Below are 15380 nucleotides of genomic sequence, written 5' to 3'. Positions count from 1 at the left end.
ATGGAACCCGTCCTGATGGGCACGCTCGGCCTCGGGCTGTCTCTGGTGCTGATCCTCCTGCGCGTGCCCATCGCCTTCGCCCTCGGCGCGATGGCCGTCTCCTGCATCTACGCCTTCTTCGCCTTTCCGGCGGCCGGGGGCATGCAACTTCAGGGCGCGATCGCTCCGGCGCTCACGCTCGTCACCAACACCTATTTCGGGCTGTTCCATTCCTACGACCTGACGGCCGTGCCGCTGTTCATCGCGCTCGGCCATATCTGCTACCGGGCCGGCATCACCAGCGACATCTATTTCGCAGCGAGAACCTGGCTTACCCGCGTGCCGGGCGGCCTTGCTGTCGCGTCGATCCTGGGCTGCTGCGGCTTTTCCGCCATTTCGGGGTCGAGCGTCGCCTGCGCGGCGACCATGGGGCGAATCGCGGTGCCGGAAATGCGCAAATACGGCTACAGCGACCGGCTGGCGAGCGGCGCGGTGGCGGCGGGCGGGACGCTCGGAGCGTTGATCCCGCCGAGCCTGCTGTTCATCCTCTACGGTATCTTCGCCGAGCAGTCGATCAGCCGGCTCTTTCTCGCGGGCGTGGTGCCCGGCATCATCTCGATGCTGAGCTACTGCCTGGTCGTGGCGATCTGGGCGACATGGAACCCTGCTTCCGCGCCGCCCGCGACCGAGCAGTATTCGCTCAGGGACCGCATGGTTGCCGCCGCGCGCTCCTGGCCGGCGGTCCTCATTCTCGTCATCATCATCGGAGGCATCTACGGCGGCTATTTCACGGCGACGGAGGCGGCTGCCGTGACGTTCTTCATCGCGCTGTTCATCAGCGCCGTAGGCCGCAGGATCACGATGGCGGATTTCATCGAGGCGATGCGCGAGACGGCGGTCCAGTCCGCCGCGATCTTCGTCATCGCGGGCGCCGCCAAGGTGTTCGTCACCTTCGTTTCGCTGACCGGCGTCGCCACCTGGCTCGTCGATCTCGTCCAGCAGGCGGATCTCTCGACCGTCTGGCTGATCCTGGCGATCGTCCTCGTCTATCTCGTGCTCGGCATGTTCCTCGACCCGCTCGGCATCATGCTGCTGACCCTGCCCTTCACCATCCCGCTGGTCGAGAGCCACGGCTTCAACCTGATCTGGTTCGGCGTCATCGTCGTGAAGCTCCTGGAGATGGGGCTGATCACGCCGCCGGTCGGGCTGAACGTGTTCGTCCTCAACAGCGTGGTGACGCCGAAGATCCCGGTCGAGCGCATGTTCGTCGGGGTCGCGCCCTTCTTCCTGATGGACCTGGTGGTTCTGGCGCTGCTGCTGGTCTTCCCGGCACTGTCGCTGTGGATGGCGAGCGCCATCTGAGCCGGAGTTTGTTCAGTCGCCGATTTTCCGAAGCTCGCGGCGCAGCAGCTTTCCGGTCGGCGAGCGGGGCAGTTCGGCGACGAAGCGGATTTCGCGCGGCCATTTGATGCGGCCCAGGCGCTGCCTGACATGCGTCTCCAGACGGGCGAGCAGATCGCCGGAAGCTTCGCGCCGACCAGCCGCAGGCACCACGAAGGCCACCGGCCTTTCCTGGAATTCCTCGTCCGGAAATCCGACCACGCCGCATTCGGCGACCCCTTCGGCCTCCTCGATCGCGGCCTCGATCTCCTGCGGATAGACGTTGACGCCGCCCGAAATGATCATGTCGTCGAGCCGGTCGGAGAGAAAGAGGTGTCCCTCCCCGTCGACATGGCCGATGTCCCCGAAGGTCTGGTAGCCCTGACGGCTCGTCCGGCCGGCCGTCTTGGCCTCGTCGCCGAAATAGGCGAAGGGCGGCGTGCCGCTGAAAAAGACGCGGCCGCTCTCCCCCGGCCCCAGCTCGGCGTCATCGTCGCCGAGAATGTGGATCGTCCCCTTCTTCGCCGCGCCGACCGAGCCGGGCTTGCGGAGCCATTCGGCGCTGCCGATGCTCGTCAGGCCCACGCCTTCCGAACCGGAATAGTATTCCTCGATGATCGGCCCCCACCACTCGATCATCGCCCGCTTGAGGGCCGGCGTGCAGGGCGCGGCGCCGTGAATCGCGCGGACATGCCGGGGCGCGTCATATGATCTGCGCCGCTCCTCCGGCAGGGCGAGGAGCCGCTGGAACATGGTCGGCACCCATTGCGACATGGTCAGCCTGTGCTCCTCGATGAGATCCAGCGAGCGCGCCGCGTCGAACTTCTCCATCACGGTCGACTGCCCGCCGGCCGCGGAGACCGCGAGCACGAAGCGCAGCGGAGCGGCGTGGTAGAGCGGAGCGGTCGACAGATAGCGCGTTTCGGCCGTGAAGCCGAAAAGCGAGATCAGGTCGCGCGCGAAGGCGGGCGGGCCGCCGGCAAGCTGCTCCATGGCCGGAAGCGGCCTCCAGATGCCCTTCGGCGCGCCGGTGGTTCCCGACGAGTACATCATCAGCGAGCCGGGGCTTTCGTCGGAGCGCGGATCGGCGGACATCGCCGCCAGACGCGGCTCCGCGGGCTCGAAGCCCTCGATGCCGCCATTGAGCGAGAGAAAGCTCGCGACGTGGGCGCATCGCGCCGGCAGCTCGGCCGCGACCCCGCCGTAGCGCGGATCCGCGATCACCAGCTTCGCCGTCGAGTTGTCGACGATATAGGCCGTCTCCACCGGACCGAGCGAATTGGGCATCGGGGTCAGGTAGATCGCGGAACGCGAGGCCGCCCAGCACAGGGCGACGATGTGGGGGCCGTTGCCGAGCAGCACCGCGACATGGTCTCCATGCCGCAGCCCGCAATCTGCGAAGAGGTTGGCGAACCGGTTGGCCATCCGCTCCAGCTCGCCGAAGCTGAGGACCGCACCGCCGTCGAACCGGAGCGCGACACGATCGGGCTCTCTTCGCGCCCATTCGCGCAGTCCGTAGTCCATGGTCGACCGCATCATCCGCTGTCCCGCCGTGTTCACGAGCCGTCGTCGACGAGCGCGAAACCCTGGTCCAGCACAGTCCGAGGCCCCGTCTTCGCCTCGAAAAGCACGGCGTCTCCCTCCCGCCACATGGAAAAGTCGATCCGGTCGCCCGGCATGACGACGCCGCTGAAGCGCATCGAAAGACTTTTCAGACGCATCGGATCGTCGCCGCAGAAATGCTTCAGGATCTGCGCGCCGGCGATCCCGTACGAGGCGAGCCCGTGCAGGATCGGCCGGTCGAATCCTGCCTTGCGCGCCACCTCGGGGTCGGCATGAAGCGGATTGAGGTCGCCGGAAAGACGATAGATCAGGGCGGCGCGCGGCGAAACCGCCACCTGAGCGACCGCGTCCGGGGCGCGTCCCGGCAGGTGCCGCGGCTCGACCCTTGGCGGGGCATCGCCGCCGAAGCCGCCATTGCCCCGCAGGATAAGCGTCTGCTCGACGGTGCAGTAGGACTCCCGCGTCGCTGCGTCCGATATGCGGCGCTCGACGACGCATACCGCGCCCTTTTCCACGCCGCGATCATGGAGCGACCTGATCCGCGCCTCGGCGCGCACCTTCGCCGCCCGGGGCAGCGGCGCATGGAAGGTCGCCGCCTGCGCCGAATGCAAAAGCCGTACCCAGTCGATGCCGAAGGACGGATCGCGTACCCACATGCCGAGCGTCGCCAGCGTAGCCGCATAGGTCGGCAGCACCTTCAGCCGGTCCTCCAGCAGGAACGCAAGATCGCCTGCGTCGAGCGGATCGCCGGGAAGTCCGACGCCGAGCGCATAGAGGATCGCGTCGCGTTCCGAATATTGCTGCTCGACCGGCGCGAAGCGGTGCCGGCCCAGCCTTTCAGCGTCGAAAGCCATCGTCCCTACACCGGGTCCCAGGTGAAGACGTCGCCGGAGCGATGGAGCGGATAAAAATCCCGCTCGAACATCGGGAACACGCGCTCGGCGATCGCTTCCGGCGTCCACCCTCCAGCCGTATGGGCCGAACGGATCGGCCGCGGCTGGGAGAACAGGAAGATCTCATTGTTGCGCACGCCGAAGATCTGCCCCGTGACGGAAGCCCCGGCATCACCGCACAACGCCACCACGAAGGGCGCGATCTTTTCCGGCACGAGCTTCTTCAGCCCTTCGACGCGCCTCTTCTGCTCTGGCGTGTCCTCGGGAATCGAGCCGACCATGCGCGTCCAGGCAAAGGGCGCGACGGCGTTGGAGCGCACGTTGAAGCGGGCCATGTCGAGGGCGATAGACTTCGACAGGGCGGCGATGCCGAGCTTGGCGGCGGAATAGTTCGCCTGCCCGAAATTCCCGATCAGGCCGGAGGTGGACGTCATGTGGACGTAGGCCCCGGAGGCCTGCGTCTTGAAATGCGGCGCGGCGGCACGGCTGACGTTGAACGCGCCCTTGAGATGGACCGCGATCACGGCGTCGAAATCGTCCTCCTCCATCTTGTGGAACAGCACGTCGCGCAGGTTTCCGGCGTTGTTCACCACCGCGTCGATCCGGCCGAAGCGGTCGGTCGCGGCCTGCACCATCGCCTGCGCGCCGTCCCAGTCGGCGACGCTGTTTCCGTCTGCGACCGCCTCGCCGCCCGCCGCCTCGATCTCGGCGGCCACCGCCTGCGCGGGCGAAAGGTCGCCGCTATCGTCGCCCTTCAGCGAAGCGCCGAGGTCGTTGACGACCACCCTGGCTCCGGCCTTCGCCATGTCGAGCGCGATGCCGCGGCCGACCCCCCTGCCTCCGCCCGTCACCAGGACGACCTTGCCTTGCATGCTGCCGGTCAAGCTTGTCTCCATCTCAGTAGGATTTGGGAAGGTCGAGCACCTTCTCGGCGATGAAGCAGAGGATGAGCTGCTCGGTGATCGGCGCGATGCGCGTCACCGTCACCTCCCTGAGAAGCCGCTCGACATGGTACTCCTTGGCGTAGCCGAAGCCGCCATGGGTCAGCACCGCCTGAAGGCAGGCGTCGTAGCCGGCGCGCGCGCCGAGGAATTTCGCCGAGTTGGCCTCGGCGCCGCAGGGCCTGCCGGAATCGTAAAGCTCGGCGGCGCGCATCGCCATCAGGAACGCGGATTCCAGATACATCCATTTCTCGGCGAGCGGATGCTGGATGCCCTGGTTCTGGCCGATCGGCCGGTCGAACACGACCCGCTCGCGGGCATAGGCGGTGGCGCGGCGCAGCGCGTCCTGGCCGATGCCGATCGCCTCCATCGCCACCAGCACGCGCTCGGGGTTGAGGCTGTCGAGGATGTAGGAGAAGCCCCTGCCCTCCTCACCGATGCGGTGCTCCTCGGGAATGAACAGCCCGTCGATGAAGATGGCGTTGGAGTCGACCGCCTTGCGACCCATCTTCGGGATCTTGCGCACCTCGATCTTCGAGCGGTCGAGGTCGGTGTAGAAGATGGTGATGCCGTCGGTCGGCCGCCGCGCGTCCTCGTAGCGCGTGGTGCGCGTCAGAAGCATGATCTTGCTGGCGACCTGCGCCGTCGAGGTCCAGACCTTCTGGCCGTGGACGAGATAGCCGCCGGGCACCTTCTCGGCGAAGGTCTTGATCCGCGTGGTGTTCAGCCCCGCATCCGGCTCGGTGAAGCCGAAGCAGCACTGGTCCTCGCCGGAGACGAGGCGGGGCACCCACTCCTTCTTCTGCTCGGGCGTCCCGTGCACCACGATCGGATGCGGTCCGAACAGGTTGACATGCACCGAGGATGCGGCCGCCATGCCGCCGCCGTGGCTGGAAACCTCGTGCATCATGACGGCCGCCTCGCTGACGCCGAGGCCCGAACCGCCATATTCCTCCGGCATGGTGATGCCGAGCCAGCCGGCCTCGGCCATCGCCTTGTGGAACTCCCGCGGAAACTTCCCGTCCTCGTCGCGCTGCAGCCAGTACTCGTCATCGAAGCGCGCGACGACCGAGCGAACCCCTTCGCGGATGACCTCCAGATCCTCGGGCGAACTCACGCGACCTGACGATTGGGCGTTCATGGCCTCTTCAACTCCCCGGGATCGACGCGAGCACGCGCCTTGCCTGCTTCAGATGCGGTATGTCGACCATCCTGCCGTCGATGCCGATCGTGCCCGCGTCGGGCTGCGCGGCGAAGGCTGCGACGATCTTCTGCGCCTCGGCAATGTCTTCTTCGGAGGGCGAGAAGCACGTATTGATCGTTGCGACCTGATCGGGATGGATCGCGATGCGGCCCAGAAAACCGTCGCGGCGCGAGCGCCGGCAGCTCTCAGCAAGGCCGTCAGCGTCGCGGAAATCGGCATAGAGCGTATCGATCGGCGTCACGTCCGATGCGGCAGCCGCGAACAGGCACATCGAGCGCGCCACCTGATAGGGCATGGTCCACGCGCCGTCCGCCTCCTTGTTGGCGGTCGCACCGATGGCCGCGCCCAGATCCTCCGCGCCCCAGGTCAGCGCGGCCAGCCGCGGATGGGCGGGCGTGTAGGAGCCGAGGTTGAACATGGCCTGCGGGGTTTCTGTCGACACGACCAGCACCTTGATCCCGCCGGCCGGCATTTCCGCTTTGGCTTCCAGCGCGTCGAGACAGTGGCCGAGCCGGACGAGATCGGCGGCACCGTTCGACTTCGGGAAGACGATGCCGGCAAGCCCCGGCGCGACGACGGCTGCAAGATCGTCCAGCGTCATTCCGGTGTCGAAGGCGTTGACGCGAACCCAGAAGCTCCAGTCGTGGGGGCTGCCGTCCCGCAGGAAGTGCTGGACGAGCGCGCGCGCCTCGACCTTGCGCGACGGCGCGACCGCGTCCTCCAGATCGAGGATCAGCGCGTCGGCGCCGCAGTTGCGCGCCTTGTCGAACTTGCGCTCGCTGTCGCCGGGAACGAAGAGGAGCGACCGCAGCCTCATGCCGGCCTCCTCAGCATCAGCGCCACGCGCCGGCACACGCACACTTCCTCGTCGCGCTGGTTGAACCCCGTGTGCTCGAAGGTGACGATCCCCTGCGTCGGGCGCGACCGGCTTTCCTTGAGCGCGACGACGCTGGTCTCGGCGCGCAGGGTGTCACCGGAGAAGACGGGTTTCGGAAACTTCACCTCCTCCCAGCCGAGGTTGCCCACCGTGGTGCCGAGCGTCGTGTCCTGGATCGAGAGCCCGACCACCAGCCCGAGCGTGAAGATGGAGTTCATCAGCGGCTTTCCGAACTCCGTCGTCTTGGCATATTCATGGTCGATATGGATCGCGGCCGGGTTGTGCGTCAGCGTCGAGAACAGGATGTTGTCCATGTCGGTGACCGTCCGGCGCACTTCGTGGACGAAACGCTGGCCGACCTCGAATTCCTCGAAATAGCGTCCTCCCATGGTTCTCTCCTATTCGAGCCTGCCGAAGATCGAGACCGCCGACACGCTGTTGGCCGGCGCGCCGCCGAGATTGTGGGTGAGGCCGAGATTGATACGGTCCCGCTGGCGCTCTCCGGCGCGACCGAGAAGCTGGCCGTAGACCTCGTAGGCCATGCGCAGGCCGGACGCCCCGACGGGATGGCCGAAGCACTTCAGCCCGCCATCGATCTGGCAAGGGATTGCGCCGTCGCGATCGAACCTTCCGTCGAGGATGTCGAAGACCGCCCTGCCCTCGTCGGACAGGCCCAGATCCTCCATCGTCACCAGTTCCGTCACCGAGAAGCAGTCATGCACCTCGGTCATGCCGATCTCGGCGCGCGGATCGGAAACGCCGGCTTCCGCATAGGCGCGCCGCGCCGCCTCGCGCGTGTTTCGGACATAGGAGCCGTCCCATTCGCCGTACTGGCTTTCCCAGCCGTTGCTGGCGGAGAGCTGGATCGCCTTGACGCTCACCAGCGCGTCCTTGCCGAGCCCGCGGGCGATGTCTGGCGTGGTGACGATGGCGCAGGCCGCGCCGTCCGACACCCCGCAGCAGTCGAACAGGCCGAGCGGGTCGGCGATCAGCGGCGCGTTGAGGATCGTCTCCATCGATACGGGTTTGCGCAGATGCGCCTTAGGATTCAGCGCCCCGTTCTGGTGGCTCTTCCATGAGACATGCGCCATGGCGCGCTTGAGGTCGCCCGCCTCGACGCCGTGCTTCGCCGTATAGGCCCCGGCAAGCTGGGCGAAGGTGCCCGGCGCGGAGCCGTAGGGCATCCACAGATCGTTGGCGAGCCCCTTGGTGCGCAGGGGCAGACCGCCGTAGCCGGTGTCCTTCAGCTTCTCGACGCCGAGCGCCAGCGCCACGTCGCAGGCCCCGGCCGCGACCGCATAGGTAGCGGCGCGCAGCGCCTCCGTGCCCGTGGCGCACATGTTCTCGACACGGGTGACGGGGATGTTCCTGAGGCGCAGCGCGGTGGCGAGCGGCAGCGCCGAATTGCCGACATTCATGTCGTCGAGCGCGACGCCCAGCCAGGCCGCCTCGATGTCGCCGCGCCCGATGCCCGCATCGGCCAGCGCCTCCTCGAAGGCCTCGACCATCAGCGCCTCGGGACCCTTGTCCCAACGCTCGCCGAATTCGGTGCAGCCCATGCCGGCGATGACGACGCGGTCGCGGATGCCGGAAGCCATCAGCCTTCCTCCAGTTTCGGCCGCTCAAGAGGGGCGGCCTTCCAGAAGTAGGTGCGGAAACCGCGCTTGCGGTCGATCGACTTGACGCGGAAGCGCATCCGGACCCTGTCGCCGACCTGCGGTGTCGCTCCCTCGATGTCCCGAAACTCCATCGAAACCCGCGCCCCGTTGTCGAACTGGACGAGCCCGAAATGGAACGGAGGGTCCGGGGTGAAGTTGAGCCGGTCAGCGGTGACGGAGACGATGCTGGCCTCGAGGTCGGCCAGACGCACGTCCGCCAGCGGCTCCGGTCCGTCCGCCAGCGGCGAGACGGGAATCAGCGTCTTCGGGAACTGGACGTTTCCGCGTGCGTCGCGGCCGCCGATGAAGCCGTGCATGTCGCGACCGTGACGGGCGAGGACGGAGGCGGCGGTCTTCTGGTCGAGTTCGGATCGCGGCCCCCAGTCGAGGTCGAGCGAGCCGGCGAGCGACAGGAAGCGGGTGATGTTCGTGAGCGCGGCGCCTTCGCGAAGCGATGTTTCCGCCGAAGCCGACCCGTCACAGGGCGCGGTCATTTCGAGGACGAGCGCGTCGCAGCCGCTGCCGAAGCCCGCGACGAGGATGCGGTCGCCGGGCTTGCCGCGCTCCAGGGCGAGCGCCAGCCCGAACAGCGCGTGCGCGGCACCGAGGTCTCCGGCCGCGGCGGTGATGTCGTCGCACAGGTTCGGCGCCTTCAATCCCGCCACGGCGGCAAGGCCCTTGTAGACGCCTCCGACAGGCTCATGCACAACCGCGAGCGCGATCTCGGCGGCGGAAACGCCAGCGTTCGCGCAGGCCGCCTCGATGGCGGGAACGAAGGCCAGCGCGATCGCTTCCTCGCGCACGAAGCGTTCCTCCGACGCATATGGCAGGGGCCGTTCGTCAGAGACGTAGACATCGACGAAGTCGACATTGATGCAGGCGCTTCCCAGCAGCCGCGCGCAGCCGTCGTCGCCAATGAGCGCCGCCGCGGCGCCGTCTCCCCAGGTGAGTTGGAAGGCGCTGCCGGGCATCGTCGCGCGCCGCTCCCCGGCAGCGACCAGAGCGTCGCCGCCGCCGTTCAGCAGAGCCTGACGCAGCGCCGAGACGCCGCAACGCCGCGAGCCCGCCACATCTGACACAGAGACATCGCGCGGCAGGCCGAGCGCCTCGCACAGAAGATTGGCTTGCAGCCTTTCGCGGAAGGGAGCTGAGGTCGAGGCGAAGACGACGCTGTCAGCATGATGGCCAGCAAGCGCCGTGCGCCCGGCTTCCACCGCCATGGTCAAGGCGTCCTCGTCCCAGGCCGCCACGCTTCGGCGGCCGCTGCGGGGCATCGCCAGCCCCGACCAGCCGAACGCTCCTGAAGCTGCCTTGCGGTCGAGCCGCAACAGCGGCAGATAAGCGCCGACGCTCCTTACATATCGCTGAGCCATCTTTCCGGTCGTTCCTCCCGATCGCCGATAAATAGCTTGCAGGTGTATCGTACGCAAGTATATTGTTTTCAGGAGCGCCGTCCTGGACGTGTGGGAGGATGAAAAATTGCGTGGACTGAAGGGAAAGACCGCCATCGTGACGGGCGGCGGCCAGGGCATCGGACGGGCGATCACGCTCAGGCTCGCGGAGGAAGGCTGCAATGTCGCGATCTTCGACCTGAAGCCCGACACCGCGGAGGAAACCGCCGCCGAGGCGAAGGGCGGCGCGGTCAAGGTCTATGGCGTCGATGTCGGCGATCGCGAAGCCGTCGACGCGGCCGTCGCGCAGGTGACGCAGGATTTCGGCGACATCTGGCTGCTGGTCAACAATGCCGGCTGGGACAAGCCGATGCCGTTCCTCAAGACCGACCGCGCGCTGTGGGACAGGATCATCAACATCAACCTCTACGGGCCGCTGAACACGCACCATGCGGTGTGCCCCGGCATGGTGGAGCGCGGCGGCGGCCGCGTCGTCAACATCGCATCCGATGCCGCCCGCGTCGGCACTAGCGACGAGGCGGTCTACTCGGCCTGCAAGGGCGGCCTGATCGCCTTCACCAAGTCGGTGGCGCGCGAGCTGGCGCGCAAGGGGGTGCTGCTCAACGCCGTATGTCCGGGGCCGACCAACACGCCGATGATGGCGTCGGTCCTCGGCACGGGCGATGATGCGGTCAAGTGGAAGGACGCCATGGTGCGCGGCATTCCGCTCAAGCGCATGGGCGAGCCGGAGGACTATGCCGGCATCGTCGCCTTTCTTGCATCGGAGGACGGCAATTTCATCACCGGGCAGACGATCTCGGTCTCCGGCGGCATGAACATGATCTGACGATGGATCCGATCGCCGAGCTGATAGCGCAGGACATCGCCGATGATCCGCCGCCGGGTTTCCATCGCATTCCGATCGGTGGTGGCTTCAATTTGTTCATCGGCGCGATCTACGGCCGTGTTCGTGACGGAAAGCTCGCGCTCGGCATGCGCATCAAGCCAAGATTGCTGAACCCGCACCAGACACTGCATGGCGGGGTGGTCGCGTGTTTCGCCGACATGCAGGCCTATGTGGCGCAGCGCGAGGGCGGAGTGCCCGACCATCTGACGCCGACGATCAGCATGAGCATCGACTACCTCGAGCCGATCGTCAGCGGCAATTGGTTGCAGGCGGACACGTCGCTGCTGAAGGCGACCCGCAACCTGCTCTTCACGCAGACCGTCGGAGCGGTCGCAGACAGGCCGGTGTTCCGGTCAAGCTGCGTCTACAAGATCGGGCCGAAATCGATCTATCCCGGATCGACGCTGGCTGGCTTCTTCGAATCCCTGGAGGAAAAATCATGACGACCACACCCGCCTTTGAGGATGTCATCTACGAGGTTCGCGGCCGCGCCGCATGGATCACCATCAACCGTCCCAAGGTCTACAACGCCTTTCGCGGACGCACCGTCGAGGAACTGATCCAGGCGTTCCAGATCGCCGCCAACGACGGGGAGGTATCGAGCGTCGTGCTGACCGGCGCGGGCGACAAGGCGTTCTGCACCGGCGGCGACCAGTCGGCGCATGACGGCAACTATGACGGGCGCGGCGTGGTCGGCCTGCCGATCGAGGAGTTGCAGGGCATCATCCGCGACATCCCGAAGCCGGTGATCGCTCGCGTCAACGGCTTCGCGATCGGCGGCGGCAACGTGCTCGCCACACTGTGCGATCTGACCATCGCGGCCGATTCCGCCCAGTTCGGCCAGGTCGGGCCCAAGGTCGGCTCCTTCGATGCCGGCTGGGGCACGGCCTTCCTCGCCCGCCATGTCGGCGACAAGCGCGCCCGCGAGATCTGGTACCTCAACGAGCGCTACACGGCCCAGGAAGCGCTGGCGATGGGCCTCGTCAACAAGGTCGTGCCGCTGGCCGAGCTCGACGCGGCAGTGGAGGACTGGACAACGAAGCTCGGCGAACGGTCCCCCACCGCGCTCGCCTTTCTCAAGCGCTCCTTCAACGCCGATTCCGACGCCATCCGCGGCATCAGCAACATGGCGCTGCATGCGGTCAAGCTCTACTACGCGACGCCGGAATCGAAGGAAGGCGTCAACGCCTTCAACGAAAAGCGCAAGCCGGACTTCCACAAGTTCGTCGAGTAGTCTTGTGGCTCCGAAGATCATCCGGCCCGACCGGCTCGCGGAGGTGCTGCCGCCAGGCGGCCTGACCTGGCTTCAGGCATGCTCTGCGGAGTCGGCCCTGCTGCGCGACGGCATCGTCGCCGCCGGGGACCGGCTCGGGCCGATGACCTTCACCGGCATCTTCGTTCCCGGCCTGAACAGGCTGGATTATCTGGTTCAGGACCGACGCCGGGCGAAGACCTTCTTCCTGACGCCCGAACTGCGGCGGCGGCCCGACGCGACGGAATTCCTTCCCTTCAACTATCGGGAGATCATCCGGCACCTCTACGCCACGCCGATCTCGGCCGCGCTGTTCATGGTGTCGCCTCCCGACGAGAACGGGCTGTGCGGCGTCGGCCCGGTCGCGGATTTCGTGCCGGATTTCTGGAAGAGAATCCCGATCAGGATCGCGCACGTCAACCCGCGGCTCCCTGAGACGAGGGGCTATGCCGGGATACCATGGGAGGAACTCACCGCGGTGGTCGAAGGTGAGCAGGATCTTCCGACATCGCAAACCGGCGCGCCGGACGCGGTCACCGAGGCGATCGGCCGGCATGTGGCCGCAATCGTCCCGGACAGGGCCACGATACAGACCGGGCTCGGCCGCGTCCCGGACGCGGCGCTACGCGGCCTTGCGGATCACAGGAACCTGAGAATCCACTCCGGCCTGATCGGCGACGCGGTCGTCGATCTGCTGGAAGCAGGCGCCATCGCGCCGGGCCTGTCGATCACGACCGGGGTGGCAATCGGCACGGCACGGCTCTACGAAGCGGTCGCCGACGACCGTTTCCGGTTCAGGCCGGCGGTCTTCACGCACTCGCCGAAAGTGATCACGACACTCCAGCGATTCGTCACGATCAATTCCGTGGTGGAAATCGACCTGCTTGCAAACGGGTTCGCCGAGCATCAGGCCGCCGGTCTGATGTCCGGACCGGGCGGCGCATCGGACTTCGCTTCCGCTGGACGCGCCAATGACGCGATACGCATCATCGTTCTGCCGTCCACGGCCGACGGCGGACGGACGAGCCGCATCGTGCCGACCGGAGCCAATCCCGCACCGGTCTCGTTGAACCGCTTCGACATCGACGTCGTGGTGACCGAGCACGGGGCGGCCGACCTGCGGCTCAAGTCCCATCATGAGCGCGCCGAGGCGCTGATCGCCGTCGCGGCCCCCGCTCATCGGCCGATGCTGGAAGAGAGCTGGGGCCGGTGGACAGGTCGGTTCTGGCAGCGATGATAAACTTGCGTACGATATGGGCGAATGGTATTAGTACGCCAGTGCATTGTTAGCTGATATCCGCATTGAGAAAGCTTTGGCATGATTGAGCGCACGCTGTTCCGCGAGGAACACAACATCTTTCGGGAATCCGTGCGCCGTTTCGTGGAGCGAGAGATCGTGCCTTTCCACGCGCAATGGGAAAAGGACGGCGTCGTCCCGCGCGAACTGTGGCTGAAGGCCGGCGCCGAGGGCCTGCTGTGCTGCACGGTGCCGGAAGAGTATGGCGGGCTCGGCCTCGATTACCTGTTCGACGTCGTGGTGTTCGAGGAATTGTGGCGCGCCGGGGCGAGCGGTCCCGGCTTCCTGATCCATACAGACCTCGTGGCTTCCTACATCCTCTCCTTCGGCACCGAGGAGCAGAAGCGCACCTGGCTTCCCAGGATGGTCAGCGGCGAGGCGATCGGCTCGCTCGGCATGACGGAGCCGCACGCCGGCAGCGACCTGAAGGCGATCCGCACGCGCGCCACGCGCGACGGCGACGACTATGTCATCAGCGGCCAGAAGGTGTTCATCTCCAACGGCCAGTTGTGCGACATCCTCGTGCTCGCGACCAAGACCGACAGCCAGGCCGGCGCGAAAGGCATCACGCTGTTTCTTGTCGAAGGCGACCGCGAAGGATTCCGGCGCGGCAAGAACCTCGAAAAGCTGGGCATGCACGCGCAGGACACCTCGGAGCTGTTCTTCGACAATGTCCGCGTACCGGCCACCAACCTGCTCGGCCAGGAGGGGCGCGGCTTCGCCCACATGATGACCAAGCTGGCGCAGGAGCGGCTGGCGCAGGCGATCCGATCCGCGCTCGTCACCGAGACGATCATCGGATGGACGGTCGACTATACGTCCGAGCGCAAGGCGTTCGGCAAGACGATCGCCGATTTCCAGAACACCCAGTTCAAGCTCGCCGAACTGGAGACGGAAGCGACGGTGGCGCGCGTCTTCACCGACAAGTGCATCGACCTCTTCATGCAGGGCAAGCTCGATCCGGTCGAAGCGGCGATGGCCAAGATGTTTACCGCCAATCTTCACTGCAAGGCCGCCGACGAATGCCTGCAACTGTTCGGCGGGTGGGGCTACATGTGGGAATACCCGATCGCGCGCGCCTATGCCGACGCCCGCATCATCAAGATCGCGGGCGGGTCGATCGAGATCATGAAGACGATCATCGCCCGCCGCTTGTTCGCACACAAACATCCGATCCGCACACCCGCGGCGGCTGAATAGGCAGCCAGCCGGCGATCGGAGATCGCCCGTATGTCCCTCGGGTAGAATTTTTGGCTTTAAGTGAGCCGCCGTGGCTCTGGCGCCCAAACTTGGACTGCTGATCCAAGAAGGCAGGGCACCGACCTATCTGCCATGCCGGCCCACCCGCCTGCCGCCGGCTTTTCGTACGTCGGTGATGACGGTTCTGGGCGCCGGAATGAGAACGGATCGCTCTACGAGGGTTTGCCTTCCTTCTTCGGAACTTCAACCCGACCAAAATCCCGCCTGACCGCGTATGACGACCGCGCCCGGCGATTGCCGCGCCATTCCAGATACGTGCCCACGACGCCTTTGCGGAACGCCAATACGCAGAAGATGAAAACGATGCCTTGCAATATCAGGACCCAGGATCCCGTATGTGCAAGGTACTGCTCTGCAGAGACGAAGATCGTTGCGCCAACGATCGGTCCCCATATGGTGCCGATGCCGCCGATCAAGACCATGAGCAGAACATTCCCGGATGTCATATAGAACAGGTCGGTCAGGGAAGCGAGTTGAAATACCAGGGCCTTAAGGCTTCCGGCGGTTCCGGCCAGACCGGCCGACAACGTGAAAGCCAGCAGCTTGAAGGCGTCGGTGTTGTAGCCGAGCGAAGTTGCCCGGGCATCGTTGCCCTTTATGGCCTTTAGGACACGTCCGAAAGGCGAATAGACCGCCCGGTAGATCAGGGCAAATCCGGCGGCGCAAACTGAGAGCGGCGGTGCAAAAACCGGCCACGGTAGCGGCGGGATAGTCCGGCCGCGGGCGGAGTAAAATCCGGCCACCTATTTCCCTTCTGCATTGAACGCAGGAGGGACAG

15 protein-coding genes are annotated in these 15380 nt (G+C 66.2%); 6 read left to right on the top strand and 9 right to left on the bottom strand.

The annotated features are described in order from the left end of the window. The gene (locus tag FY036_RS07320; RefSeq protein WP_148914069.1) at positions 1–1341 is read left to right on the top strand and encodes a TRAP transporter large permease; all 1341 of its coding nucleotides are present in this window, start codon (positions 1–3) and stop codon (positions 1339–1341) included. A 12-nt stretch (positions 1342–1353) separates the two neighbouring features. On the opposite strand, the gene FY036_RS07315 is transcribed toward FY036_RS07320, so the two are convergent. Genes FY036_RS07315 through FY036_RS07280 form a run of 8 tightly spaced genes read right to left on the bottom strand, consistent with a single transcriptional unit; the run spans position 1354 to position 9868 of the window. Further along, positions 1354–2898 carry an AMP-binding protein gene (locus FY036_RS07315; protein ID WP_210247465.1) on the bottom strand — a complete coding sequence of 515 codons (1545 nt, stop codon included), beginning with the start codon at positions 2896–2898 and terminating at the stop codon, positions 1354–1356. A 17-nt stretch (positions 2899–2915) separates the two neighbouring features. After that, entirely contained in the window at positions 2916–3776 is an 861-nt protein-coding gene (locus FY036_RS07310) for a MaoC/PaaZ C-terminal domain-containing protein (protein ID WP_148914068.1), read from the bottom strand. Positions 3777–3781: 5 nt separating this feature from the next. Continuing rightward, complete coding sequence (locus tag FY036_RS07305; RefSeq protein WP_201744708.1) at positions 3782–4699, bottom strand: SDR family NAD(P)-dependent oxidoreductase; 918 nt, start codon at positions 4697–4699, stop codon at positions 3782–3784. Positions 4700–4712: 13 nt separating this feature from the next. Continuing rightward, positions 4713–5897: an acyl-CoA dehydrogenase family protein gene (locus FY036_RS07300; RefSeq protein ID WP_148914066.1), complete on the bottom strand. Its 1185-nt coding sequence runs from the start codon at positions 5895–5897 to the stop codon at positions 4713–4715. Between the two features lie 7 nt (positions 5898–5904). Further along, positions 5905–6777 (bottom strand): HpcH/HpaI aldolase/citrate lyase family protein, encoded by an 873-nt coding sequence (locus tag FY036_RS07295; protein ID WP_148914065.1) that lies wholly within the window; start codon positions 6775–6777, stop codon positions 5905–5907. Further along, positions 6774–7226: a MaoC family dehydratase gene (locus FY036_RS07290; protein WP_148914064.1), complete on the bottom strand. Its 453-nt coding sequence runs from the start codon at positions 7224–7226 to the stop codon at positions 6774–6776. The genes FY036_RS07295 and FY036_RS07290 overlap by 4 nt, the downstream gene beginning before the upstream one ends. Positions 7227–7235: 9 nt before the next feature. Beyond that, positions 7236–8435 (bottom strand): acetyl-CoA acetyltransferase, encoded by a 1200-nt coding sequence (locus FY036_RS07285; RefSeq protein ID WP_148914063.1) that lies wholly within the window; start codon positions 8433–8435, stop codon positions 7236–7238. After that, positions 8435–9868 (bottom strand): OB-fold domain-containing protein, encoded by a 1434-nt coding sequence (locus tag FY036_RS07280; protein ID WP_161601106.1) that lies wholly within the window; start codon positions 9866–9868, stop codon positions 8435–8437. The genes FY036_RS07285 and FY036_RS07280 overlap by 1 nt, the downstream gene beginning before the upstream one ends. 106 nt (positions 9869–9974) lie before the next feature. Here FY036_RS07280 and FY036_RS07275 point away from each other — a divergent pair, with 106 nt between their 5' ends. From FY036_RS07275 to FY036_RS07255, 5 genes are all read left to right on the top strand, one after another. Beyond that, positions 9975–10733, top strand: coding sequence for a glucose 1-dehydrogenase (locus FY036_RS07275; RefSeq protein WP_148914061.1), 759 nt, complete (start codon positions 9975–9977; stop codon positions 10731–10733). Between the two features lie 2 nt (positions 10734–10735). Next, entirely contained in the window at positions 10736–11236 is a 501-nt protein-coding gene (locus FY036_RS07270; RefSeq protein WP_148914060.1) for a PaaI family thioesterase, read from the top strand. After that, entirely contained in the window at positions 11233–12027 is a 795-nt protein-coding gene (locus tag FY036_RS07265; RefSeq protein WP_148914059.1) for an enoyl-CoA hydratase-related protein, read from the top strand. Before FY036_RS07270 ends, FY036_RS07265 begins: the two co-directional genes overlap by 4 nt. 4 nt (positions 12028–12031) lie before the next feature. Beyond that, entirely contained in the window at positions 12032–13282 is a 1251-nt protein-coding gene (locus FY036_RS07260; protein WP_161601105.1) for an acetyl-CoA hydrolase/transferase family protein, read from the top strand. 81 nt (positions 13283–13363) lie between these two features. Beyond that, positions 13364–14542: an acyl-CoA dehydrogenase family protein gene (locus tag FY036_RS07255; RefSeq protein WP_148914057.1), complete on the top strand. Its 1179-nt coding sequence runs from the start codon at positions 13364–13366 to the stop codon at positions 14540–14542. Positions 14543–14754: 212 nt separating this feature from the next. Here FY036_RS07255 and FY036_RS07250 read toward each other — a convergent pair whose 3' ends face one another. Then, positions 14755–15345, bottom strand: coding sequence for a branched-chain amino acid ABC transporter permease (locus tag FY036_RS07250; RefSeq protein WP_148914056.1), 591 nt, complete (start codon positions 15343–15345; stop codon positions 14755–14757). Positions 15346–15380 lie beyond the last annotated feature (35 nt).

It is taken from the genome of Neoaquamicrobium microcysteis, from assembly GCF_008180155.1.
Taxonomy (GTDB): Bacteria; Pseudomonadota; Alphaproteobacteria; order Rhizobiales; family Rhizobiaceae; genus Aerobium; species Aerobium microcysteis.
Note: the sequence above shows the minus strand (reverse complement) of the source record. Positions and strands in the feature narration are given on the sequence as shown.

Coding starts and splice junctions, on each gene's coding strand:
- FY036_RS07285 (WP_148914063.1), bottom strand. CDS start 8,435: ATGGCTTCCGGCATCCGCGACCGCGTCGTCATCGCCGGCATGGGCTGC.
- FY036_RS07300 (WP_148914066.1), bottom strand. CDS start 5,897: ATGAACGCCCAATCGTCAGGTCGCGTGAGTTCGCCCGAGGATCTGGAG.
- FY036_RS07295 (WP_148914065.1), bottom strand. CDS start 6,777: ATGAGGCTGCGGTCGCTCCTCTTCGTTCCCGGCGACAGCGAGCGCAAG.
- FY036_RS07255 (WP_148914057.1), top strand. CDS start 13,364: ATGATTGAGCGCACGCTGTTCCGCGAGGAACACAACATCTTTCGGGAA.
- FY036_RS07265 (WP_148914059.1), top strand. CDS start 11,233: ATGACGACCACACCCGCCTTTGAGGATGTCATCTACGAGGTTCGCGGC.
- FY036_RS07310 (WP_148914068.1), bottom strand. CDS start 3,776: ATGGCTTTCGACGCTGAAAGGCTGGGCCGGCACCGCTTCGCGCCGGTC.
- FY036_RS07290 (WP_148914064.1), bottom strand. CDS start 7,226: ATGGGAGGACGCTATTTCGAGGAATTCGAGGTCGGCCAGCGTTTCGTC.
- FY036_RS07315 (WP_210247465.1), bottom strand. CDS start 2,898: ATGATGCGGTCGACCATGGACTACGGACTGCGCGAATGGGCGCGAAGA.
- FY036_RS07280 (WP_161601106.1), bottom strand. CDS start 9,868: ATGGCTCAGCGATATGTAAGGAGCGTCGGCGCTTATCTGCCGCTGTTG.
- FY036_RS07320 (WP_148914069.1), top strand. CDS start 1: ATGGAACCCGTCCTGATGGGCACGCTCGGCCTCGGGCTGTCTCTGGTG.
- FY036_RS07270 (WP_148914060.1), top strand. CDS start 10,736: ATGGATCCGATCGCCGAGCTGATAGCGCAGGACATCGCCGATGATCCG.